This window comes from Alkalimonas collagenimarina (assembly GCF_030717845.1).
Classification (GTDB): Bacteria; Pseudomonadota; Gammaproteobacteria; order Enterobacterales; family Alteromonadaceae; genus Alkalimonas; species Alkalimonas collagenimarina.
The window spans coordinates 18,625-42,319 of sequence record NZ_JAUZVZ010000015.1 but is presented as its reverse complement, the minus strand read 5'-3'; the positions used below and the strand labels follow the sequence as shown (position 1 = coordinate 42,319).

Sequence of the window (23,695 nt, the reverse complement as noted above, 5' to 3'; positions counted from 1 at the left end):
TCATGCAGTCAGAGCAAGTGACCACCCGGCTCAATAAATTTATTAGTGAGACAGGGATATGTTCCCGGCGCGAAGCGGATCGGCTGATCGAGCAAGGGCAGGTCACAGTGAATGGTCAAGTGGCTGAAACCGGCATGAAAGTCAGCAATGCGGATGATGTGGTGGTGGCAGGGAAACCATTACGAGCAAAACCAAAAGCCGTGTATCTGGTGTATCACAAACCCGTGGGGATTACCTGTACCACCGATACGGCGGTACCGGGAAATATTGTTGATGCTGTGAATTACCCCGCGCGTATTTTTCCAATTGGCCGCTTGGATAAACCATCTTCCGGACTGATTTTACTGACCAATGATGGCGATATCGTTAATAAAATTCTGCGGGCGGGTAATGCCCATGAAAAAGAATACATTGTCAGTGTGGATAAACCAGTGACACGTGGTTTTTTAGAACGGATGGCAGCGGGTGTGCCTATTCTGGGTACTGTAACCAAGCCCTGTGTCGTGAAGCAAACAGGCCCCAGCAGCTTTGCTATTATTTTGACACAAGGGCTGAATCGCCAAATTCGCCGTATGACCGAGTTTCTCGGTTATGAGGTTACCCGCTTAAAACGCATTCGTATCATGAGCATTCAACTAGCCGATTTAAAACCGGGTCAGTGGCGTGAAGTTAGTAATGATGAATTCAGTATGCTCAGTAACTTATTGAAAGACTCTGTCAAAACAGAGGAGGCGTCTCATGGCGCTGGGGCTGGTATTAAGAAGCGATCAGGGCACCGACCACGCACTGAGCGCCCTAAGCGACAACGGCCACCTGAACGCTAGGTGGCCGGTACGGTATCATTCATCAGCAAGAGCCTGATACAAGGTGCGGATCCAGCGCTCTTCGGTAATAAAGTTCCAGTGCCAGTCCAGCCATTCATCGCCTAAGCCGCGCTCAATGATGGCTTGTTCGGATAAGCCATTCGCCTTGTGTTGTTTTACCAGCGCCAATGTGGCTTCCATCATCGCCAGCTCTCTTTCCAGCCCTGCTCGGTTGGTCAGTTGGCCGTGGCCTGGGATCACTTGGGTGTCAGCATCAATGGTGGCGATGACATGGCGTGTCACCTCCATGTAAGCATGCAGGTTTCCGCCTGAGTTGGTATCGACAAATGGAAAGCGCCCTTCAAACATCAAATCACCCATATGCACCACATTGCTATCTTTAAACCAGACAATGCTGTCGCCATCAGTATGGCTTGGCTGCATGGCCGTCAGAAGGATGTGGTGGCCATTCATATGCAAGGTCAGTTCATCGGTAAAAGTAAGATTGGGCAAACCTTCTGCCGGAAAGTTGCTATCGGCCTGCAGGCGCTTACGAACATTATCATGAGCAATAATGCGGTTATCGGCTGCCAGCATGGCATTGCCTCCGACATGATCACCATGAAAATGGGTATTCACCAAAACCTGCAGCGCTTGGCCAGCAGCCAGCTCGGTGAGTTTGGCTTCAATCTTGCCCGCCATTTCGGCAAACTGGCCATCAATCAATACAATGCCATCGTCTCCAGTCAGCGCCGCCATATTGCCGCCAGCTCCAGTGAGCATATACAAGTTAGGGGATAGTTCAGTCGACTCTATCTGTACATCGGCAAAACGGTCAGCATAAGCTGAGTTGCTAAGTATCAGGGATAGAACGAACACAATAGAAAATAGAAAACGCATCGTAGCTCCTTGGTATTGTTGTTATCTTTGGCATGAAGTATGGCAGATTACGGAGCGACTACCAGCTTAGTTCAGTGATCAAGCGATGCATCTTCTCTGGAGCACACTATTTCAGCTTAGGTTCAGCCAGTTTGGGTTCTTATGGTAACCAGGGTCTAATAAAGCTGATACATGAACGTAGCCAGCGTATGACCAAAAAGGATAGTGATATGGGTAAATCGTTTTATCGTGCAGTGAGCCTGTGTTGTTTAGCGCCATTGATGGCAATGGCAGAAACCGTCCTGACCGAACAAAACCTCACCAAGCTGGAGGCCGCATTGCCAGCTCTGGCTAAGGTTGAGCAGGATAATGTGGAGTCTCTGTATCAAGTGCGCTTGCAATCGCATTGTGATTGGCCTCGTCATGCCGAGGAAGTGCGGGCGCAACAGCAAGGGCAGGACTACCTGAATGAGGTCGATCAGATCCTTGCTGAGCATGAGCTTACAGCACCGTTGTTTTTGGAGTTAACGGCGAAAGGTAGTTGGCCGGTGCTGGACTCGATGCAACCTATGTTGCGGTTATCCAGGCGTGCATTGCCTTTTTTACCTGAGATGCAGCGCCAGAAAACAGAACAGATGCTGGCGCAAACTGACCATATGACAAAGGCCATCGGGGGGTGCCTTACCGAAGCCGATAAAGTAGCTCTGAATCAGCATCGGGCTCGCTTACTGGCTTTAGCTGGTCGCTTACCCGGTGGCATGATGCCCTCGCAATTGGATATGCAAAAGTTATTGCAGGGCGAGTGATGCAAAGTTGGCCTACCTGAGTTGGTTGGCTAGGGTCTTTACCTCTGCCAGCCATCCTGTTAGGGTTTTCTTTTCACCAGTCAGGGAGTTGTATTGATGATTGCCACCTACACCATCGCAGTATCAGAACCAGATTCAGGCAGTTTGGCTATTGCTACAGCATCAAACTTCCTGGCTGTAGGATCACTAGTTCCATGGATCAACAGTGAGCATGGTTTGCTGGTGTCGCAATCGTTTGCTAACCCAGCAGCTGCGCAAGCTGCATTACAAACGTTGGCAGCTACAGCTGATTTAAAGCAGGCCGAGCAGCGTTATCTTCAAGCGGATGACATAGCCAGCCAGCGCCAGTTTGGCATCATGGATCCAAGTGGTGAGGTGCTGCTGCACTCAGGCTCTGATTGCACGGCAACGGTGGAAAGCTATCAGGAAAAGGGCATGTTTTGTTTGGGTAATATGCTGGTGCCAGGAACGGTTGAAACCATGGCCGCAGGGTATCAGCAGGCTAAGAGTGAAGGTAAAGAGCTAGCAGCGGCGATGCTACAGGGGCTCAAGGCGGCTCAGCAAGCGGGGGGCGACAAGCGAGGCAAATTAGCTGCCGCGATGCTTATCAAGCGTGCTGGCTCAGGCTATCTTGGCAATTCAGATACCTGGTTGGATTTACGGGTCGACGCGGCTGCAGACCCTGTGGTCGAACTGGAGCAATTATACCGCATCTTTCAACTCTACTACCCGCACGAATTTCCACAGCAATGGTTGCGCTGTAGCGAACTCAACACTCAGCAGCAGAGTATTTTAAACGATTTGATTACTCTGCTAGGCCAGCAAGGCGTCGCTGGCCGGGACTTTAGCAGCCTGCTCGCGCAGCACAACATCGGGCCCTTGTACGACCCCGAACAGCATGCTGTTAGTTCGTTATTGCTTGATCATGCACCCGCCTTACTGGCACGACTCCGTGCTTAGAAATCCAGCCAGTTTTTTACGGTAAAACGCTGCTTTCGAACATCGTAGGCTGTCTGCATTTCAGGCAGTGGTTCAAAGCGGATATCGGCTGGGATCTGATAACTGCCAATTTCACTAAATTTTGATTGCAAGTCAGGCACTTCACCACGGCCAACCACATAAATTTGGCAAAAATCGCCTCGTGTTGGATCCAACTTAATTTGACGCTCAAAAGTATGCACCGTTACCGTGCCATCGTCATGCAGCTCTAGCTGTGGTTGTGCGCAAGGGGTATCAAGGGTATCAGGGTTGAATAAAGGCAGCCGAAAACGGCTCGGCACATAATTAAAAGGCAACGGATAAAACGCATCCTGTCGTAATTCCAGCGGAAAGGTGTTCATCGGATAGTTATCGGCAGAGGCTTGCTCCAGCTCTTTTTCATAGGTCCGAATAAAAGCGGTGAATTGCAGATTGTGCAGTCGCAGCGACGATGAAATATAAAAGTGAATATTCAAGTATTGCTCAGAGCCGCCATTAGACAGGTCGCAATAGCGACGAAACACCAAATTATCTCGTCTTAATACAAAGAATTTATAGATGATCATCCCTAAAAACAAAGAGGGAGACAGCAAGGAAATAGTGGCCAGAAAAGCCCTGATATTTTTATACAGAAACTGATCATCCGGTAGGCTCCAGCGTGGTTCCTTGCCAAATAATTCGGTATACATATGGTAGATGTAATCAAGGCCGAGGTGATAATCACGGGTGATCAACACCAGTACGCCCGCCAGTAGAGTCGCCAGAATGGTATTAATGACTATAAAATCCAGCGTTAGGCGGGCGATGCTTTTCGAAGCAATGTATTGGCGGATCTTGAAATTACGTCTGGGATGGGTGGCTTTAGTGGTCATCATATTTTTTTTATAATACTGATTTCTTGGCCAGACAAGCGAATATCGACTTGAATTGCACGCTTAATGGCCAATCATGGTAAGACAAATAACAGCTGTTAACAATGAAAGCTTTTCGTCTTCCTTCACCGTAGACAAAAAGAAAAGCCCACATTTGCGTGTGAGCCTGGTGAACCCCCTACGGGGGTTGCAAATCCGACTACGCCAAAATAAAAAACCCCGAGCCGATGGCTCAGGGTTATTTATTTGGTGGAGCTGGGGGGATTTGAACCCCCGTCCGAAAAACCTAAATCTTCGGTACTACATGCTTAGCCAGTTCATTTAGTTAACCCTATGAGCGCCGAATGGCAGGCTTTCGTCGGGCGAGCCTGATTGGTTTTAACATTTTGACTCCAGGCGAAGTCTCCATGCGATCCTGTTAGGGGTGATCTTCCGTTATCTCTGCATACAGGCATACGTGAGCGGAAGAGCTATCTACTGCCTATTAAGCAGCGATTGCGTAGTTTTCGTCGTTTGCGACTATTGGTTTGCGGCTGTTTAACGAGGCCTACCGCACCTCGGCATGCACCTTAGAGTTCGAGAGTCCCGTCGAATCCAGTATCAGCCCCGAATTCAGCAGTGATGTCGCCCACTAATGCGTTGTAACACTTCTATTGTACGTGCTTGTGGTAATGGACACAAGCAGACTTGCAGTCGCTGTTAGCGGCAGTAAACAATGGTCTGTTTGCTGCCTATACAATTAGATGGGGGTGAGAGCCGATAGTTTCAAGCCCGCAAGCGTTTATTTAGCGCTTGCTATGCTTCATCATGCGTTCTTTTTCACGCGCCCAATCTTTATTTTTGATGTCGCTACGCTTGTCGTAGTGCTTTTTACCCAGTGCCAAATGGAACTCTAGTTTGACCCAGCAGGCTTTCCAATACATGGCGGTGGCAATGAGAGTATAGCCGTCACGTTCGGTCAGGCCAATCAGCTTGGCCAGCTCGCGCTTTTTGAGTAGCAATTTGCGGTTACGTTCCGGGTCGCAAATCACATGACTGGATGCACTCTTTAATGGCTGAATTTGTGTGCCATACAAGTAGGCTTCCCCTTGATGGAGGACAACGTAGGCATCGGACAAATTCACTTTGCCCTCACGGATACTTTTTACTTCCCATCCTTGCAAACTAATGCCTGCCTCAAATTTATCTTCCAGGAAGTATTCGTGGCGGGCTTTTCTGTTCAGTGCGATGGTACTGCTTTGCGATTTTGGTTTTTTCTTTGTCATAGTCGCCTAGTATACGAGATCATGGGGGCTGCTTGCTATGGTCTTTTCAAACCTTGTTGATAGTGACTTTTCTGCTACAATCTGCCTCTTGTTGTGAGGGGAGTGAGTATGCCACAAATTGAGCGCAGTGCTCTGGTTTTTTACAGTGCTCAGCAAATGTTTGATCTAGTGAATGATATTAATCGATATCCGGAGTTTTTGCCCGGTTGTAAAGCTGCCAGCATTTTAACGCAATCGGCCGAACAGATGGAAGCCCGGCTCGAAATTGGTAAAGCGGGGTTGGGGAAATCATTTACCACCTTAAACCGTTTAACCGCACCCAGCCGTATTGATATGAATTTAGTGGATGGTCCCTTTAAGCAACTGCAGGGCGGCTGGCAGTTTATCGAGCTGCAGCACAATGCCTGCAAAGTGCAGTTGCAGCTGGATTTTGAATTTAGCAATAAGTTGGTTGAAATGGCGTTTGGTAAATTGTTTAAAGAGCTAACGGCGGCCATGGTTAATGCCTTTACCGAACGCGCTAAACAGGTCTATGGAGCCTCTGATGTCTGAATCGGTGACCATTGAAGTGGTCTATGCGTTGCCAGAGCGCCAATCGTTATTAACCGTGAGTGTGCCCGCACATTGCACGGTGCAGCAGGCTATTCTACGTTCAGGGATCCTGGATATGTACCCTGATATAGACATGGAAAACCAGAAAGTAGGTATTTGGAGCCGGGCGGTTAAAATGTCGGATCGGATCAAATCAGGCGATCGGATTGAGTTGTATCGACCATTGATTGCTGATCCAAAAGAATTACGACGTCGTCGGGCAGAAAAGGCGAAGCAGGAAGGCAGGGCAAATCAGGTTACTGGCGGTAAGGCGCTGAATAAAACAACGCCTTAGCCTAGCCCGGAATGGGTAATGAGTTATAGATCCAGTGGGCTCTCAAAGTCTTCCGGGATATCAAAATCACCTTGCAACTGGCTTAAGCGGCCATCATCAAAGTGCACAATCAATGACTTTTCCATTTGTTCACCATTACCACGTTGGATCGCGTAGTAATAATGCCAAATGTTATCATCAAAACTGTTTTGTGCGACCGGGTGGCCCAAGACAAAGCGAACCTGCTCTTTGGTCATTTGCACTCGCAATTTATCGACATCTTTTTGTTCCATGTAGTTCCCTTGTGGAATGTCGATGCGGTAAATCCAGCTACTGCATGCACTTAGGCTCAAACCAAAGCACAGGATGATCAGCCATTTAGCTACTACTTTCATTGGTTTCATCTTCTCATCAATCTAGTTGCCTTTATCATACCTGAAGAGGATGATAGCGTACAGCCTCTGACTCAGGGTGCACACAAAAGTTCACGGGCATTGGCGAGCGCACTGGCGCTGATATTTTCGCCAGCTAGCAGCCGCGCAATTTCGGTGACTCTTTCTTCATCGCTTAACGCACGAATTCGGGTCTCAGTGGCGACACCATCGGTGTACTTTTCGACAAACAATTGTTGATGGCCAAGGCTGGCGACCTGCGGTAAGTGGGTAATACAGATCACCTGACAGCGCTCACCCAGTTGCCGTAATAAACGGCCCACGCCTGCAGCAACAGGACCGCTGATGCCAACGTCTACTTCATCAAAGATCAAGGTTGGGGTGGTGATTTGATCGGCCAGTATCACCTGGACGGCTAAACTAATGCGGGATAACTCACCACCAGAAGCTACTTTATGTAAGGCTTGCAATGGCTGACCGGGGTTGGTACATACCTGGAACTCAATTTTATCAATGCCAAGTGGCCCAGCTTTATCCAGCGGCAGTGGCGTAACATCAATGGCAAATTGACCATTTTGCATATTAAGTTCATGCATACTCTGGCTGATGAGTTTACTTAATTGGCTAGCGGACTGCTGGCGCTGCTGGCTTAGTTGTTCTGCACTGTGCTGGTACTGCTGCTCAGCCTCGTGTAACTGTTGTGCTAATTCATCCAGCCGAGCATCATCTCGCGTTAATGCTTGCAGCTGTGCACTCAGTTGCTGATGATGCTGGGTGAGCTCGCTTTCATTGATTTGGTGCTTACGGCTCAATTGCAGCCATTGGCTAAGCCGCTCATCCACTTCATGCAAGCGAGCGGGGTCTAATTCGAGGTGATCGCTGTAGTGACGCAGCTCGCGGCTAGCTTCTTCGACTTGCACCAGGGCTTCGCTTAGCATCTGATGCACGGAGCTTAGCTCAGGGTCGAGCTGAGCCAATTGTTCCAGCTGCTGTACATTGCTGTTTAATGCCTGATAAATGCTGGTTTGATCACTGTCATACAATTGCTCCAGACAACGCTGGCTGTCGGTAACCAGTTGCTGTCCATGGTTAAGTCGGCGGTGTTCAGCTTCCAGCTCAGGGTATTCCTGCTCACCTGGTGCAAATTGATCCAATTCTGCCACCTGATACTCCAGCAGCTGTTGTTGGGCTTCGCGCTGTTGACAGGCTTGTTGTAGTTGCTGTTGTTCTTGCTTGAGTTGCTGCCACTGCTGCCAATGAGAACGGCATTGCTGCAAACTGGGCTCATGATTGGCAAAGGCGTCGAGCAGCTGGCGTTGATAATCTGCTTTTAACAGCAGTTGGTGGGCATGTTGACCATGAATGCTGAGTAAATGTTGTCCTAATGCTTTTAACTGCTGTGCAGGTACTTGCACGCCATTGATGTAGCCACGTGAGCGTCCCTCACTGCTGATTACCCGGCGGATGATGCATTCATGGCCCATGGCCAAATCTTGTTGCTCCAGCCATTGCTGTGCATCTGTCAGGGTGCTGATATCAAAAGTCGCGACAATATCGGCTTTATCGGCTCCGGGGCGAACCATGCTGGCTTCTGCCCGCTCACCAAGACACAACGCCAGTGCATCCAGTGCGATGGATTTACCGGCACCGGTTTCACCAGTAATACTGGTCATGCCGTTAGACCAATCCAGCTCAAGGGCACGGACGATAGCAAAGTTACTGATGTGAAGATGACACAACATGGCGGACTCCTGCATGGATACCTGTCGTCTTAATGGCTGGTGATACCATGCCAAAAGACTGTTTAAATAGACAGTGTAAATCTATACAGTAATTGCTGGTTTTGCAAGCATCTGATTAATAAAGTTTGCTTCCCCAGCCCAGTTTATTTCGTAGCACATGATAATAGCTGTACCCCGGTGGGTGAATAAGACGCAATGGCCGTGGATGTTTGCGAATAAAAATATCATCGCCTGGCATCACTGCCAAGATGACATGACTATCGCAGCTAATTTGCAGGTGAGCATCGTTGCTGTCTGCCACTTTTAAATGAATTTCACTGTTGCCAGAGACCACCAGAGGGCGGCTACTCAGGGTATGAGGAAACATAGGTACCAGCGTCATCGCATCCAGATCCGGCGTGAGGATAGGCCCGCCCCCTGATAATGAGTAGGCGGTTGAGCCGGTAGGGGTGCTGATGATCAAGCCATCAGAGCGCTGGCTAAAGACGAATTCGTCATTGATGTAGGCTTCAAACTCAATCATATGCGCCACTTTATCAGCATGCAGCACGGCTTCATTGACCGCACTATTGCTGCTTTTAATGGTGCCATGGCGGTGAATGGAGATTTCCAGCAAGTTACGGAGTTCGGTTTTGAATTGCCCGGCGAGCACATCGGTTAAAGGCTGTTCAAAGTTTTCTGGTGATAAGTCGGTTAAAAAGCCGAGGTTGCCACGGTTGACGCCCAGTACAGCGATATCAAAACGGGATAGAACTCGTGCTGCCCCCAGCATATTGCCATCACCACCGACCACAATAGCCAAATCACAGGCTTTACCCAGATCGACTAAATCCAATGTTTTGACATCAGTGAGATCAACTGTTTGAGCGACTCGCTCTTCCAGATAAACGGTCAGCCCTTGCGCCAGTAAAAAATGGTACAAGGCAACCAAAGTTAGATTGGCTCCCTGGTGATTCGGCTTGCCGATCAGGCCAACAGTTTTAAAGGCTAGGCTCATAGTGGCTCGTGTGTCAGTGAATACTGTGGTCAGTATAACGTGATTTTATAGCGCAACAACCATCCAGATAGCATCATTTAAACGGACTCTCGCAGTTGTATTTTACCAATTAGCCCCCAGATCGATGAGATAACAAAGCCAGGTATGCATTATGGGTTCCCGTTTAGAGCGCGCAGATCTAATTTTAAAAATGATAGTTGAGCAGTATCTAGCCGATGGGCAGCCAGTTTCCTCTAAATTTTTGGCTGCACAGGATGATTTAGATGTGAGTCCTGCTACGGTGCGCAATACCATGGTGCAATTGGAGCAGCAAGGTTTTATTCGTTCGCCACATACCTCAGCTGGCCGTATACCTACCACTCAAGGGATCCGGCAATTTTTCAATAAAATGCTGCGGCTGGAACCACTACCAACGCGTTGGCAGCAGCAAGTGCTGAAACAGTTGCCGGCGGAGTTACCCATTTCACTGATGTGTCAGCGTGTCGGTCAATTGCTGACCAACCTGACCGGTTGTGTTGCTGTAATCAGTGCTCCTAAAGAAGGGGGCCGGGTGATCCGGCAGGTCGATTTGGTTCGACTGGCCGCCGATAGCCTGTTGTTGGTGGTAATTGATGAAGATGGAGATATCTTGCACCGGGTGTTGCATCATGAGCAGTCGGTGGATAATGCCACCTTAAGTCAGGGTTTATGTTTACTGAATGCGGCTTTAGCTGGAGTGCAATGGCAAGAAGGTATGTCGCGGCTACAAATGATGGCGCAAGGTGAGCATGGCGACTGCCAGCAGTTGGTGCAGCGCGTATTAGGGCAACTTGGTCTGGATGAAATGCAGCAACACCAGCCATTGATTTATGGTCAGCATCAATTGCTGTTGTCACCAGAGTACCAACAAAATCCATCGTTGCAGCATGTTTTTGCCATGCTGGAACATCCCGCTGGATTGGTGAAATTTTTACAGACGCTAAGCCATGATGAGCATGTTAAACTGGTGCTTGGAAAAGAAACTGGTTTTGTCGAACTGGCCAATGTCAGTTTGATTGTACAGCGTTATCAGGCCGAGCCGCATCGCTTTATCGCCTTACTTGGGCCTCGTCGTATGCCATACAGCCGATTAGTACCTCTGATTGAAGCCTGTAGCCGACAGTTAAATTTTAACTTGAATCAGCAGAATAGATCCCCATATTAGCCGTACAGAACTTTGGAGACGTAATTAATGACTGAGCAACAACAACCCCAAGCACCTGAGGATGAAACCATTCAGGCTGACGCCACTACTGAACAGCAAGAACAAGATACGGTCGACGTATCGAGTGAGCAAAGCGTGTTCGATAAGCTGGAAGCAGAGCTAGAGCAGCTGCGTAAGCAGGTGGCTGATCAACAAGATGCCATGTTGCGCATTAAAGCTGAGGCTGAGAACAGCCGCCGCCGTGCCAGTCAGGACGTAGAGAAAGCGCATAAATTTGCGCTGGAAAAGTTTGCTGGTGATTTGTTGCCTGTGGTTGATAACCTGGAGCGAGCGCTTGGTTTTATCAATAAAGATGATGAAAGCATGAACTCGGTGACTGAAGGGGTGGAGCTGACGCTAAAAAGCTTCCTTGATACGGTAGCAAAGTATGGTGTGCAACAACTGGACCCGCAAGGTGAGCCATTCAACCCGGACCAGCATCAGGCGATGTCGATGATGGAAACAGCCGATGTCGCACCGAATACGGTGACTTTTGTGATGCAAAAAGGCTATGAGTTAAATGGTCGTTTGCTACGCCCTGCGATGGTGGGGGTGTCTAAAGCGCCACAGCAAGATACTGAGTAACGCAAGTTCAGTTACAACAAGACCGGCTGATGAAGCCGGTTTTTTTATGTGAGTTTTACCCAGCAAGCTCTAGAGCAGCTCCCGGTATACGTACTGGCTTAAAGGATGTTGCTGGTGCTGTAATTTGCGGATGAAAAACTGGGCTACCTTGCTGGCTCCCTGCACACTCAGGTGAGTATTATCTGTGGTGCCTTGTGGAAACTTGGCGTACAAGTCAGCTGGTACCTGGATAAAATAGGCTTGGCTGGCCGCAGGGCCTTGTTCTTGCCAGTAATTGCAGCTGTACTGCTGTAAGTCAAAAAAGCTCACCTGCTGTTGTTCAGCGACTTGTCTGGCCGCATTGGCATAAGCGGTCAGGTCTTGTTGCAACACGGCTTCATCGTTGAAATTGCGCCGACAAATGGAACTAGCCAACATGGGCGTGGCACCTCGCTCCCGAACATCGGCGATGAATTGCGTCAGAAACTCCCGGTAATCGGTGGCGGCATCGGCAAAGCGAGCCGGATCGGATTGCTTGGAATCATTATGGCCAAACTGGATCAGGACATAGTCGCCCTGATTTACATCGCTGAGTAAGCGCTGCCAGCGTCCTTCGTTGACAAAACGTCGGGTGCTTCGACCATTGGCGGCATGATTGATTACCGTGAGCTGTGGTAACATAAATTCCGGCAACAGCTGGCCCCAACCACGCTCTGGATAAGCCAGATTGGGTTTATCAGACATGGTCGAGTCACCGACCAGATGAAGTCTGATCGGAGCAAGATGGGTATTCTCTGCTGCACCAAGACGAACAGAATAAAACAGGATCAAAAAACACAAAGTGGCTAAGGCGGTCATTTTGATGGCCATGCTCATGGTTTTACCTCGTTGTACAGACGATAAATTCGAACCAGTTCGGCTTCAGGATCCCAACGGCCATCAAAGGCCCATTGGGCGGTAATGTCTTGTGCAGTTAGGCCCGCAGGGTGGTGATGCAAGTTGGTTTCCAGCCAGGGATAGATCGCATCAGCTGACTGCTTGTGACTGAAATAGTAGCGGTCTCCCCATCGATTGTCCTGATCCCGCTCAGGCTCGGTCGGGTAGGTATGACGAAATATCGGGGTATCTGCCATGCTGCTGTTGTACTGATTGTTGATCAGGTAAAACTGTGCATCATAATGGCGCCGCGCCAGCATAAAGCCTTCAACGCCATCAAAGCGGGAATCGCGTATCACCATTTTTTGCTGGGGATCAAGTTCACCATCATGCCAGAGCGTGGCATAGGCTTTTTTATTGACGAAACGGCTGTGGCTGAAAAAAGCCCAGCCGCGTGGGCACACCATATCGGTATGACCTTCAAAATAACAATTATGGTGATAATACATACCATCGGTTTTATTCCACAGGCTGAGCGTATCAGCCCCACCAGCAATAACGGAGCAATCGGCAGTGATGATCCGACTGGCTTGCTCAAAACCACGTATCGCAAATTGATGCTCATGATCACCCGTCAAGTCGCCATAACTGTTGTGAACGCTTAGCTGCAGCAGGGCAATATCGCTGGCGGCAATGTTGACCACCGCGGCCCCCCAGTCGGTTGGGTGTTGCTTCAACCAGTTGCTTCGTAGTTCGGCTATGCGAATGATGGTGTGCTCGGCGCCCGCGCCTATCAGTAAAACCTTATCGCGGGTGAGGTAGAGCTTTTCGGGGTAGACCCCTGCAGCTAGCTGGATTATGGCCAGCTGATCGTTGTCAGGCAAACTGTTGAGTGCTTGCTGGATCAACACGAAATCACCGCTGCCATCAGGTGCTACACGAATGAATAATGGCTGGTCTGCTGCGTAAGCACATAGCGAGAGCAAAGTCATAGCATACGTAAAACAAAGGAATACAATGGTAATAGAGTGGTGTTTGAGCATAGTATGCTCCTGAAAAAAGAGCCGGCATATGCCGGCCCAAGCCTTAGAAGAACTCAGTAGTTTTAGTGACTCAATAGTTGCGCCATTTGCACACCGGCCATAATGAAGGGGCCATTGGCTTTGGCATCGTTCCGAAATACCGGCTCACTCATGTAATAGCGGTAGCTGCCATCACGACCAAAGCCAAGCCCAGCCACTTGCACGGTATTGACCAGACTGATGCTGTCGTCCGGGTGAACCAAGACAAACTCTTGCAACAGGCCCTGATAGGCTTTTTCTGCGGTAGCTCGGTACTGCTCAGGCAAGTAACCTTGATTCAATGCTTTAGCATAGAAGTAGGTAAACATGGCGCTACCAGAGGATTCCAGATAGTTGCCTGGAGCTTCTGGGCGATCCAGTATTTGATACCAAACCCCTGTCTCTGGATCTTGATACTGCGCGAGCGTGGCTGCAATATCGGTGATCATATCCAACAGCGGTTGGCGTAGCTCGGTTTGTTCGTGTGGAATGTGATCCAGTACATCCACCAACGCCATGGTGAGCCAGCCAAAACCACGGCCCCAGAAGTGCGGAGATAAGCCCGTTTCTGGATCGGCCCAGTTTTGCTGTCTGGCTTCATCCCAGGCGTGAAAATACAAGCCGGTATCTGGGTCACGAAGCAAGTCTCGGGTTAACGTAAACTCTTTAACGACTTCATCCAGCCCTGCACCTTGTTCAAACTCGTTGCTGTAAAAAGCGTAAAAAGGCATCCCCATGTAGACACCATCCAACCACAATTGATGCGGGTACACTTGCTTGTGCCAAAAAGCGCCATCCTCAGTACGTGGGTGTTCAGCGACTTGTCGGCGCATTAAGTCCAGTGCTGCCCGATAGTTCGGTTGTGGGTTGTTCAGATACTCTCGCAGTAAGATCACGCCGGTATTCAAACTATCGATATTGTACTTGTTGATGTCATAGGTATGAATATCGCCATCTTCGGTAATAAATGAATCCACTACATCACTGACCACTTGGCGCCACTCAGGGTTGGGCTTCACTTGATGCAAGTCATCATAAGCCTGCAATAACAAACCAGTGGTGTATTCCCATGTTGCTGGGCGTCTGCGCTCATAATCCCATCCGCCGTAACGATAATATGGGGTTTGACGCTGCATATCGCTGGCCGCCAGTTGATCCGACCAATGAAGTGCCCGTTCAGCGGTTAGGGGCTGCTGCACCTGCTGATTGGTAAGGGCGGTATCCAGCCGAACTCGAGGTGTTAACGTCAGCTGTTCAATTTGCTGCTCAAGATAGGCAATAAATTCAGCTTTGGTTCGGATACCATCCGGTTCACCTTGCCAAGCCGATAAAAAGTAGTACTCCATGGTTTGGTCTGGCACTCGGATCAAAGACACGAGGTTGTGTTCATCTTCGGTTTGCTGCAGCCGGGTGCTTTTTTTAAACAACAGCGCCATGCCCAGTTGATCGCCAGCCAGGCTTTGATCGCCCCAAGTTGCGACATAGGTCCAGGCGTGGCCGGTAATGTCTTCTGGGCCATGGATCACTTCCGTATCCGGGTGTTTAATCAAGCCGATGGCCACATGAGGTAAAGCATCGGATAACTCCAACCGGGTATGCACCAGACGGCTGCCCGGCGTCATCGAGAAGTTGGCGGTTAAATCCAGCGTTTTACCAGCGATTTGCCAATCTTGATAATGTATTTGCATGCCGGAATACAGAGGACCAGACTCATGAATACGGGCGTGATGCTGACCTACTTTTGACACCAGTTGTACTTGCTCGCCATCCCAAAAGCCGTAGCCACCAGCGCCTAATGTGAGGCCGACTTTCAGGATGTCCATGCCCCAGTCGGCCATTTCATGGTAAGACTGATAGCCATCTTGCCCGACATCTTGCAGGACTAAATCATTGGTTTTCTTGCCAAAGGTATCGAAGCCGTTGCGCCAATCCAGATAAATGCGATAGCCAACTTTATCCGACTCAATACCGGGGCCTTCGTAACGGATCCATTCGGAGTGATCGGTGTACTGCGGAGGTGGGGTTAACTCAGTGACATTGATAAAGTCACCACCGCTGTATTTAGCCTCCTGCCACTCACCACCCACTTTATGTGATATTTCAGCCTGAGTGCGTGCTGGCCAGTTTTGGCTGGCAAAGAGCGCTTTATCTTGCACAATCAGTAGTTGCTGGCGTTCGGCTGCTGCCATGCTTAGATGAAGATATAGGGTGTCTTTTTCGCCATCACCACTGTGGTCGATCAACTGGCTGGGGATCAGTTGTCCTTGCCGCTTGGCAACCAATGCAGTTGCTTCTGCAGTGGTTAGGCCCAGATCGGCAAAGGGCACTAGCAAGGGCTGGTCGGGTCGAGCAAACTCGGATGGGTTGTGCACTTCAAGGCTGGCAATCCACAGCACTGAGCTATTTGGGTCTGGCTGCTCAGAGTGTGTCGGAAGCGTGCTCTGGTTATCGCAGCCAATTAAGGCTGTAAGTATGAGCATAGAGCCAGCCAGTGTTGGAATAAGAGAGCTGCATTGCATGATTTTTTTCACAATAAAACACCTGTTAATGCATGACTAGACAAAAAATATGGGCCATCCATGGCCCAAGGGAGTCCTTAGGGCAATCGATTAGAACCGGTATTGTGCGCCCAGGTAGTACTGACGACCGGTGGCATGGTAATAGGTCAAACGGTTGCCGCTTGAATCGACCCATTGGTCATCCACTTCATCGGTTAGGTTGAGCGCTTCAAACGTCAGCTTCCATTGGTCATTCAACTGGTACGACAGCGAGGCATCAATATTGCGAGTGGCATTGGTCCCTTCCATATCGTTGCCGTTACGACCAAGCGCATTGGTCAGGTAACTGGAACGATAGGCCATAGACACCCGGGCAGCAAATTTATCATCTTCGTAATATAGCGTTGCACTACGAGTGTTTTCAGATAAACCGGTTAAATCACGGGTCGCTAATACGATGCCGGTATTGTTGATGTAGTCCATTTGTGCTTTCACGTACGTATAGTTACCAATAAAGCCAAACCGGTCCCAGAACTCAGGCAAAAAGCTAAATGGCATTTGGTATTGCACTTCATAGCCGTACAAGTTGCCACCGGGTGCATTCAGCGGTGTAGTGGTATCCCATGGCTCGTTTTCAGTACAGCCGGTTGCCTCGCCATAGCCAGGCCCTGCATTACAGGCATCAATCGCTGCTTGAATAGGCAAGCCAGTTTCAGTAAAGGGTTTGGTTTCACGCAGGCCCTGTACAAAGCTGTCGATATCCTTGCGGAAAACAGCAACACCCAGCAATGATTCGTTGTCGAAATATAACTCCAAGCCCAAATCATAGGTTTTGGCTTTGGTTGGCTCCAGTGTTGGGTTGCCACCACTAATTGAACGAGCGCCACCGGATACGGAAACCGATACGTTTGGTCTGATGCTACCCAAGCCAGCACGAGACATCACTTCGGCATAGCCAAAACGGATGATGACATCATCCAGAGGCTCAAATACCAAATTCAAGGATGGTAAAAACTCATTGTAGTCATGTTCGGCAGTGACCAGCTCTTGGGTACCACCAATGTTGGCCCAGGCTGTTGATGATTGGTCGGTCCTAACATAACGTCCACCGACATCACCGCGGATCAAGGTATCACCTAACTCTGTTTCAAACGCCAGTTGCAGATAGGCACCTAGAGTTCTTTCTTCCGCTGTATAGTTGTCGACCCGGCGATTGTCGGTACTGACGGCAAATTCACCAGTATTGCTGTAAATATTATAGCGTGCGTCAATAGCAGCTAAATCTGGCACCAGCCAATTAGCGGCTCCAACACCTGAGCTGTAGTTCATGATCAGATCTGGAGTCATTTCAACCCCAGCTGTGTTTTCAGAACTGCGACGGGCTTCCGTGGTTTCAAATTCAAAGTTTTTATAGTGCAAGCCACTTCGAATGGTCATAAATTCATTCAGTACATACTCGAAGTTTAAGGCCGCATTATCAAAGGTGTTTTTTGCTCCGAGAGGACGCAAGCGCACGCTGTTGGTGGCCCAGCCATTGGCATCATAGGCACCGGCACCGAAGACTAATTCAGGATTGTCTCGTTTATTACCACGGTAATCGTAACTAAAATCAAGGCCAGCTTTTTCCATCACGACAGTGGTTTGAATCGGGTTATCAAATTCAGAGGTGGCCCGACCTATCATGCCATCCACTTTTAGGTTGTCGGACAGCTGATGTTGAGCACTTAAGGTAAATTGCAGGAACTCGGTCGAGAGTTCATCGTAACGAAGTTCATTCCGAACCAGCGCATTCTGGAAAGAGCCAAAGGTGGCGGTATTGCTATTGTCCACTTCATAGTCGAGCACATTCATTGCATTGGCCAGACTGGTATTATTTAGAATGCCTTGCATAAAGGCTTCTTGACGGGTGGAGTCGTCTTTAGAGTACAGAATGTCCAGGTTAAAGCGGGTTTCATAGGTAGGGCGGTATTCAAAAGCGGTCGCCAAACCAGTCCGTTTTACGTTGTGCAGATATGAATCGTAGCGGGGCAAACGTGGGCGGAATGCTTCGTTCAGCTCAGTGAGTTCCGGCGCTTCAGCATCACCACGGTAACTGCCAAAATCATTGACATTGTCCCAACGCACGGTACTGGAACCTTCGTCCAAAATATTACGTTCAGAGAAGGCTGCAGAGACCAAAATACCCATGGTACCGTCGGCAAAAATATTGCTGAATAAGAAAGAACCTTTTGGATCGATTTCTTCTGAACGATCGTTATAACCTGCCTGCACATTTGCTGCGAAAGTCATACCATCGTAATCAAAGGGGCGAGCGGTGCGTAAGTCGACCGTGGCACCTAAGGAGCCTTCCTCAACATTGGCTGATGCAGTTTTACGTACCGTCAATTCGCTGAATAAGTCGGATGAAAAGGTATTAAAATCAAAACCACGGCCGCGGTTGGCACCGCCGACCGCATCGGTACCGCCGCTGGTGGATTGTGCTTCCATGCCGTTGATACGAACCCGGGTAAAGTCTGGGCCCAAACCACGAACGGAGATTTGGCGGCCTTCACCAGCAACACGGCTGATGGCGACGCCAGGAATGCGCTGTAGCGACTCTGCAAGGTTTAAATCAGGAAAGTCTGCAATATCTTCTGCTTTGATGGTATCGGTCGCACCCGTTTCAAAGCGCTTTTGGTTCAGTGCGCTAGCCAAGCTACCGCGAAAACTTCCCGTTACGGAAATGACTTCAATGGGTTCTTGGGTTTGAGCTTCAGCCTCAGGGTCATTTTCTTCGGCCAGCAGCATCGGTGAGACACCTAGCAGAGAGACCAGACCTGCTAAGGTCAGTGCCCGACAGAGCCTGTTGGGTCGGAATTGTGTTTTCGGAGTAGCCATGTTGTTCACCTCTTCCTTAATCTTTTTTTATCGCCGATATATGCCGGCATTATCATTATTTGGAACAGCCAGGCTGCCCCTGATGATTTGTTTTATTCGTTGTGCTTGCAAAGTACCTTATCGAATACTAGGCTGATATTATTGTTTTGTCTACCGGTGGCAAAAAAAGCTTGCAATTGTGTGCCACCGATGGCAAAAAGCTAGCACCAAGTCGTTATTTCTGTCAATTGAGGGACGGCAATAAAATCTACATTGAAGCACTTTAAAATGAGTTTTTTATATTAAGTGTATGATTTTATTTCTCTTTGAGGTTGATTGAATTTTGAGCTTGTTCCATATTTGAACAAAATTGAATGATGGAAATGTGGCTCAGAGTGGCGATCTGGTGACAGAAAATTATTTTGGTTGCAGGAAAGACTTAAGGAGTTCGGCATGTCAGCACTATTTTCATTGCAGGGGAAAACAGCCCTTGTCACCGGAGCCAGTCGTGGTTTAGGCCAGGCCATTGCTATGGCTGTGGCGGAGGCCGGAGCCAAGGTGCTTTGTGCCAGTTCGGCTGCAGGAGGGTGCGATGCCACAGTGCAGAAAATTCAGCAAGCTGGTCATCAGGCTCAAGCGCTGTCAGCTGATTTATCGGATGAATCCGCGGTGCGGGAGCTTGCTGCTGCTGCACAGGATCAAGGGGCAGTAGACATTTTGGTCAACTGTGGTGGCACCATCTTTCGTGCGCCTGCCGATCAGTTCCCGATGGATGAATGGCGTAAAGTCATCGCCGTCAATCTTGACTCGGCCTTTTTGCTGTGTCAGTTGCTTGGGCGTGACATGATTGCCCGGAAAAGCGGAAAAATTATTAATATCGCCTCCATGCTTTCTTACAGTGGTGGTATCACGGTACCAGCCTATACGGCAAGTAAGCATGCGATTGCAGGCGTCACCAAAGCATTAGCCAACGAATGGGCCTGCCACAATATTCAGGTCAATGCCATTGCTCCAGGTTACTTTCGCACCGATAACACCGCAGCATTGCAGGCGGATGAAGCGCGTAATGCGGCTATTTTGGATCGGATCCCCGCGGCTCGCTGGGGAGAGCCTGAGGACTTAACCGGAGCTGCGGTATTTTTAGCCTCTGCTGCCAGCCAGTATGTTAATGGTCATGTATTGGCAGTCGATGGTGGCTGGCTAGCCCGTTAATTTAATGAATAAAGAAGAGGATTGTATGCAAATTATTTTTGATAGCCGTTACCCGACCCATCCTGATGACGTGAAGCACTACGATACCGAGCAGTTGCGTCAGCATTTTCTGGTGGATAACCTGATGCAGCCTGATGCGCTGGTGTTGTGCTACACCCATTATGAGCGTGTACTGATCGGCAGTGCCGTTCCGGTTGCCGCCGCTGTACAACTGGAAACGGTCGATGCATTAAAAGCGGATTTCTTTTTACAGCGACGCGAGTTGGGTGTGATCAACGTGGGCGCAGCCGGCAGCGTTGTGGTCGATGGCACCAAGTATCCATTGAAAAATAAAGAAGGCCTGTATGTCGGGATGGGAGCAAAAGACGTGAGCTTCCACAGTGATGATGGCAGTAAGCCCGCCAAGTTTTATTTCAACTCGGCACCGGCTCATCAATCGTTTCCGACCAAGCATCTGACTATGGATACCTGTACGGTGCTGCAAATGGGCTCTCAGGAAACCTCGAATGAGCGAGCGATTCATCAGCTGATGATCCGGGATGTGGTGCAAACCTGTCAGTTGCAAATGGGGCTGACGGTATTAAAGCCTGGCAGTGTTTGGAACACCATGCCAGCGCACCAACATGATCGTCGGATGGAAGCGTATTTCTACTTTGACTTAGCCGATGAGCAAGGGGTCTGTCACTTTATGGGGCAACCGCAGCAGACGCGGCATATCTGGATGGCGAACGAGCAGGCTGTTGTATCTCCGGCCTGGTCGATTCACAGTGGTTGTGGTACCAGCAATTATGCCTTTATCTGGGGCATGGCGGGGGAAAACCTCGACTATCACGATATGGATAAGTTTCCGCCGAGCGATCTGCGCTAAGTGACGCAAATCAATTTTATTGAGTAAGGCGTACGTTAGATACGCCCACTCACAACAGGGTAGGACTGAACATGAACAATAGATCCGTACCGAGTTGGTTGCACACTGTAGCTATGTTACTGCTATCGCTGGCGCTTATAGGCTGTAAGCCAGAGAGCGAACAAACAACGCTGCGGTTAGCGCACACGCTGGATCAAGAGCATGTGGTGCACAAAGCCATGGTGCTGATGGCGGAACGGTTGGCTGAGTATTCCGATGGTAGCATGACCATTGAGATCTACAGCGGTGGTCAGCTTGGCAATGAACGCGAATTGGTTGAGTTGCTACAGATTGGCAGCCTGGCGATGACCAAGGTGTCTGCGAGCCCACTCGAGGGGTTTGTGCCTGCCATGCAAGTGTTTAGTGTGCCTTACATCTTTCGGGATAACGATCACTACTGGCGGGTGTTAGAAAGCGATATAGGTGAGCAATTATTGCGCGAAATTGAAGTCGCTCGCCTACATGGCCTTGGCTACTACGACGCTGGTAGTCGCAGTTTTTATTCAACCAATACCCGCATTGATAGCCCTGCCGATTTACGAGGTAAAAAATTCAGGGTGTTGAACAGTCAAACGGCCGTTCGCATGGTCGAGGCATTAGGCGGTGCTGCCACGCCCATTGATTGGGGCGAGTTGTATACTGCCTTGCAGCAGGGTGTGGTCGATGGTGCCGAAAATAACCCTCCCAGTTTTTATTTGTCTCGTCACTATGAGCTCAGCAGCTACTATTCTCTCGATGAACACACCGCGGTGCCTGATGTCCTGATCATGAGTTTGCTGGTTTGGCAGGGGCTAACGGAGGAGCAACAAAGCTGGTTAACTCAAGCTGCACAAGACTCTATTGTTTACCAGCGTGAAGCGTGGAATCAGGCTTCGGATGACGCATTAGCTGCAGTAAAAGCGGCTGGTGTTACGGTGATCTATCCAGATAAACAACCCTTTCGTGATGCTGTTGCTCCGTTTCACCAACGTTTAATGCAAACCGATATTGGCCCGTTATTGCAACGGATTGCTGAGCTGGATACCGATGAAGATAGTGCGGAGGCTTCACATGAATAAGATGATCCACACCGTGGATACGGTATTGAAATGGTTTCTGGCCAGCTTAATGGCGGGCATTGTTTTGGTGGTGTGTTGGCAGGTGGTGTCCCGCTATGTGTTGGGAGCACCAAGCTCGATCACGGAAGAGTTATCTCGCTGCTTGTTGATCTGGATTGGCATGGTTGGGGCAGCCTTTGCATATCGCACCGGAGTGCATCTGGGCTTGGATATTGTGACCCGGCGCTTGAAAGTAGAGCGTCAGCGTAACGTCAATCTGGTGCTCACTGCTGCCGTTGTGTTGTTTGCTATTCAAGTGATGGTGATTGGGGGAGGCAATTTGGTACGGCTGACCTATGAGCTGGATCAGATGTCAGCAGCGCTTGGGATCCGCATGGCATACATTTACATTGCTATCCCACTATCTGGGGTGCTCATCAGCTTTTATGGACTCTGTCAGATCTATTGCATGAGTCGTCATCAAACCATGCAGCCAGTTGAGGGAATGCACTAATGGAACTTGCAATTATTGTCTTATTGGTGGTGTTTTTTGGCTTATTGCTGCTGAATGTCCCCATCTCTTTTTGCATCGGTTTGGCCACGCTGGCCACCATGTTGCTCAGCATTGATTTTATCCCGGCGGTCACCACCATGGCGCAGCGAATGGCTGGAGGCATTAATAGTTTTGCCTTACTGGCTATCCCATTTTTTATTTTATCCGGCTTAATTATGGGGCGGGGTGGTATTGCCAAACGCTTAATTGAATGTGCCATGGCACTGATTGGCATGTTGCCGGGTGGTTTGGCTCTGGTTAATGTGGTGTCGTGCATGTTCTTCGGTGCGATTTCAGGTTCTGCTGTAGCGGCAACATCCGCTATAGGTAGCTTTATGCTGCCAGAAATGAAAAAGCAGGGTTACGACATTAACTATAGCGCTGCGGTCACGGCATCTGCTGCCACCACCGGCATGTTAATTCCACCGAGTAATATTCTGATTGTGTATGCCATCGCCAGTGGTGGCGTCTCAATTGCGGCCTTATTCGTTGCTGGCTATCTGCCCGGTATCTTGCTCGGAACCGCCTTGATGATTGTTTGTGCTGGTTACGCTAAAATTAAAGGCTACCCAGTGGGTGCTCGATTACCTTTGAAGCTGGTGCTGCAAAAAGTTGGCGCTGCTTTGCCGAGCCTGTTTATGATTTTTCTGGTTATTGGCGGCATTATTAGCGGTATTTTCACCGCGACTGAAGCTGGGGCTATAGCGGTAGTGTATTCGCTGATTTTGGCCGTAGGTATCTATCGTGAAGTCTTACCAAAAGAGCTGCCTGCGGTCCTGATGAAAGCCGCCGAGACCACCGCAATTGTGATGGCGCTGATCGCGACCTCGTCTGCCATGTCTTGGATCTTATCTTACGAGCAGATCCCACAGGCAATCAGTGCCGCGATGCTGACACTGAGTGAGAATCCACTGCTGATCTTATTGATGATCAACCTTATTTTATTGCTGGTCGGTGCCTTTATGGATATGACACCAGCGGTGTTGATTTTTACACCTATCTTTTTACCAGTGGCTGTTGAACTAGGCATGAGTCCGTTGCACTTTGGCATCATGATGGTGCTGAATTTATCGATAGGGTTGGTATCACCACCCGTTGGCAGCGTTCTTTTTGTCAGTTGCGCTATAGCGAAGACCAGAATAGAAGCCATAATACGGCCTTTACTGCCACTGTATCTGGCGATGTTTGCCGTGTTGATGCTGGTGACTTACGTACCGGCTATCAGTGAGTTTTTACCACAATTATTTGGTTTGCTTTAATTGTTTCTATCTTGAAACGATACTCCTGCCCGGTCAGAAGGCGCTATTGCT

22 protein-coding genes and 1 other RNA gene are annotated in these 23,695 nt (G+C 49.3%); 12 read left to right on the top strand and 11 right to left on the bottom strand.

Translation table 11 applies throughout. The annotated features are described in order from the left end of the window. The first annotated feature begins 2 nt into the window (after positions 1–2). Positions 3–824 carry a 23S rRNA pseudouridine(2604) synthase RluF gene (rluF, locus tag Q3O60_RS11570; protein ID WP_305894096.1) on the top strand — a complete coding sequence of 274 codons (822 nt, stop codon included), beginning with the start codon at positions 3–5 and terminating at the stop codon, positions 822–824. 15 nt (positions 825–839) lie between these two features. On the opposite strand, the gene Q3O60_RS11565 is transcribed toward rluF, so the two are convergent. Beyond that, positions 840–1,703: an MBL fold metallo-hydrolase gene (locus tag Q3O60_RS11565; RefSeq protein WP_305894095.1), complete on the bottom strand. Its 864-nt coding sequence runs from the start codon at positions 1,701–1,703 to the stop codon at positions 840–842. A gap of 209 nt (positions 1,704–1,912) precedes the next feature. Here Q3O60_RS11565 and Q3O60_RS11560 point away from each other — a divergent pair, with 209 nt between their 5' ends. Together Q3O60_RS11560 and Q3O60_RS11555 are read left to right on the top strand one after the other, a co-directional pair. After that, entirely contained in the window at positions 1,913–2,488 is a 576-nt protein-coding gene (locus Q3O60_RS11560; RefSeq protein ID WP_305894094.1) for a hypothetical protein, read from the top strand. Between the two features lie 96 nt (positions 2,489–2,584). After that, the gene (locus tag Q3O60_RS11555; RefSeq protein ID WP_305894093.1) at positions 2,585–3,448 is read left to right on the top strand and encodes a DUF1028 domain-containing protein; all 864 of its coding nucleotides are present in this window, start codon (positions 2,585–2,587) and stop codon (positions 3,446–3,448) included. On the opposite strand, the gene Q3O60_RS11550 is transcribed toward Q3O60_RS11555, so the two are convergent. The 3 genes from Q3O60_RS11550 to smpB all read right to left on the bottom strand — a co-directional run bounded on the left by Q3O60_RS11550 (position 3,445) and on the right by smpB (position 5,603). Further along, positions 3,445–4,341 carry a hypothetical protein gene (locus Q3O60_RS11550; protein ID WP_305894092.1) on the bottom strand — a complete coding sequence of 299 codons (897 nt, stop codon included), beginning with the start codon at positions 4,339–4,341 and terminating at the stop codon, positions 3,445–3,447. The two genes, Q3O60_RS11555 and Q3O60_RS11550, sit on opposite strands and share 4 nt — an antisense overlap. A 244-nt stretch (positions 4,342–4,585) precedes the next feature. Further along, positions 4,586–4,946: a transfer-messenger RNA gene (gene ssrA, locus Q3O60_RS11545) on the bottom strand. Between the two features lie 177 nt (positions 4,947–5,123). Further along, positions 5,124–5,603: an SsrA-binding protein SmpB gene (gene smpB / locus Q3O60_RS11540; protein WP_305894091.1), complete on the bottom strand. Its 480-nt coding sequence runs from the start codon at positions 5,601–5,603 to the stop codon at positions 5,124–5,126. A 108-nt stretch (positions 5,604–5,711) separates the two neighbouring features. Between smpB and Q3O60_RS11535 the strand changes: the two genes are divergently transcribed. Together Q3O60_RS11535 and Q3O60_RS11530 are read left to right on the top strand one after the other, a co-directional pair. Continuing rightward, on the top strand, positions 5,712–6,155 hold the full coding sequence (locus Q3O60_RS11535) for a type II toxin-antitoxin system RatA family toxin (RefSeq protein ID WP_305894090.1): 444 nt from the start codon (positions 5,712–5,714) through the stop codon (positions 6,153–6,155). Further along, entirely contained in the window at positions 6,148–6,489 is a 342-nt protein-coding gene (locus Q3O60_RS11530; protein WP_305894089.1) for an RnfH family protein, read from the top strand. The genes Q3O60_RS11535 and Q3O60_RS11530 overlap by 8 nt, the downstream gene beginning before the upstream one ends. Positions 6,490–6,512: 23 nt before the next feature. On the opposite strand, the gene Q3O60_RS11525 is transcribed toward Q3O60_RS11530, so the two are convergent. The 3 genes from Q3O60_RS11525 to nadK all read right to left on the bottom strand — a co-directional run bounded on the left by Q3O60_RS11525 (position 6,513) and on the right by nadK (position 9,599). Continuing rightward, on the bottom strand, positions 6,513–6,872 hold the full coding sequence (locus Q3O60_RS11525; protein ID WP_305894088.1) for an outer membrane protein assembly factor BamE: 360 nt from the start codon (positions 6,870–6,872) through the stop codon (positions 6,513–6,515). 62 nt (positions 6,873–6,934) lie between these two features. Further along, a complete protein-coding gene (gene recN / locus Q3O60_RS11520) occupies positions 6,935–8,602 on the bottom strand; it encodes a DNA repair protein RecN (protein WP_305894087.1) in 1,668 nt (555 codons plus the stop codon). A 115-nt stretch (positions 8,603–8,717) separates the two neighbouring features. Further along, the gene (gene nadK / locus Q3O60_RS11515; RefSeq protein ID WP_305894086.1) at positions 8,718–9,599 is read right to left on the bottom strand and encodes an NAD(+) kinase; all 882 of its coding nucleotides are present in this window, start codon (positions 9,597–9,599) and stop codon (positions 8,718–8,720) included. 151 nt (positions 9,600–9,750) lie between these two features. Between nadK and hrcA the strand changes: the two genes are divergently transcribed. Both hrcA and grpE read left to right on the top strand, forming a co-directional pair. Further along, positions 9,751–10,782: a heat-inducible transcriptional repressor HrcA gene (gene hrcA / locus Q3O60_RS11510; protein WP_305894085.1), complete on the top strand. Its 1,032-nt coding sequence runs from the start codon at positions 9,751–9,753 to the stop codon at positions 10,780–10,782. A gap of 27 nt (positions 10,783–10,809) precedes the next feature. Beyond that, positions 10,810–11,406, top strand: a complete 597-nt coding sequence (grpE, locus tag Q3O60_RS11505; protein WP_305894084.1) for a nucleotide exchange factor GrpE — start codon at positions 10,810–10,812, stop codon at positions 11,404–11,406. A 69-nt stretch (positions 11,407–11,475) separates the two neighbouring features. Here grpE and Q3O60_RS11500 read toward each other — a convergent pair whose 3' ends face one another. From Q3O60_RS11500 to Q3O60_RS11485, 4 genes are all read right to left on the bottom strand, one after another. Next, positions 11,476–12,261 carry a rhamnogalacturonan acetylesterase gene (locus Q3O60_RS11500; protein WP_305894083.1) on the bottom strand — a complete coding sequence of 262 codons (786 nt, stop codon included), beginning with the start codon at positions 12,259–12,261 and terminating at the stop codon, positions 11,476–11,478. Beyond that, a complete protein-coding gene (locus Q3O60_RS11495) occupies positions 12,258–13,304 on the bottom strand; it encodes a pectinesterase family protein (protein ID WP_305894082.1) in 1,047 nt (348 codons plus the stop codon). The genes Q3O60_RS11500 and Q3O60_RS11495 overlap by 4 nt, the downstream gene beginning before the upstream one ends. A 62-nt stretch (positions 13,305–13,366) precedes the next feature. Next, complete coding sequence (locus Q3O60_RS11490; protein ID WP_305894081.1) at positions 13,367–15,853, bottom strand: glycoside hydrolase family 88 protein; 2,487 nt, start codon at positions 15,851–15,853, stop codon at positions 13,367–13,369. A 78-nt stretch (positions 15,854–15,931) separates the two neighbouring features. Beyond that, on the bottom strand, positions 15,932–18,697 hold the full coding sequence (locus tag Q3O60_RS11485) for a TonB-dependent receptor (RefSeq protein ID WP_305894080.1): 2,766 nt from the start codon (positions 18,695–18,697) through the stop codon (positions 15,932–15,934). 432 nt (positions 18,698–19,129) lie between these two features. On the opposite strand from Q3O60_RS11485, the gene kduD reads away from it, so the two are divergent. The 5 genes from kduD (at position 19,130) to Q3O60_RS11460 (ending at position 23,644) form a co-directional block, all read left to right on the top strand. Further along, on the top strand, positions 19,130–19,888 hold the full coding sequence (gene kduD, locus Q3O60_RS11480) for a 2-dehydro-3-deoxy-D-gluconate 5-dehydrogenase KduD (RefSeq protein WP_305894079.1): 759 nt from the start codon (positions 19,130–19,132) through the stop codon (positions 19,886–19,888). A 25-nt stretch (positions 19,889–19,913) separates the two neighbouring features. Then, on the top strand, positions 19,914–20,756 hold the full coding sequence (kduI, locus tag Q3O60_RS11475) for a 5-dehydro-4-deoxy-D-glucuronate isomerase (RefSeq protein ID WP_305894078.1): 843 nt from the start codon (positions 19,914–19,916) through the stop codon (positions 20,754–20,756). 71 nt (positions 20,757–20,827) lie between these two features. Further along, entirely contained in the window at positions 20,828–21,853 is a 1,026-nt protein-coding gene (locus Q3O60_RS11470; protein WP_369812664.1) for a TRAP transporter substrate-binding protein, read from the top strand. After that, positions 21,846–22,346: a TRAP transporter small permease gene (locus Q3O60_RS11465; protein ID WP_305894077.1), complete on the top strand. Its 501-nt coding sequence runs from the start codon at positions 21,846–21,848 to the stop codon at positions 22,344–22,346. Before Q3O60_RS11470 ends, Q3O60_RS11465 begins: the two co-directional genes overlap by 8 nt. Then, the gene (locus Q3O60_RS11460) at positions 22,346–23,644 is read left to right on the top strand and encodes a TRAP transporter large permease (protein ID WP_305894076.1); all 1,299 of its coding nucleotides are present in this window, start codon (positions 22,346–22,348) and stop codon (positions 23,642–23,644) included. Before Q3O60_RS11465 ends, Q3O60_RS11460 begins: the two co-directional genes overlap by 1 nt. Positions 23,645–23,695: the final 51 nt, after the last annotated feature.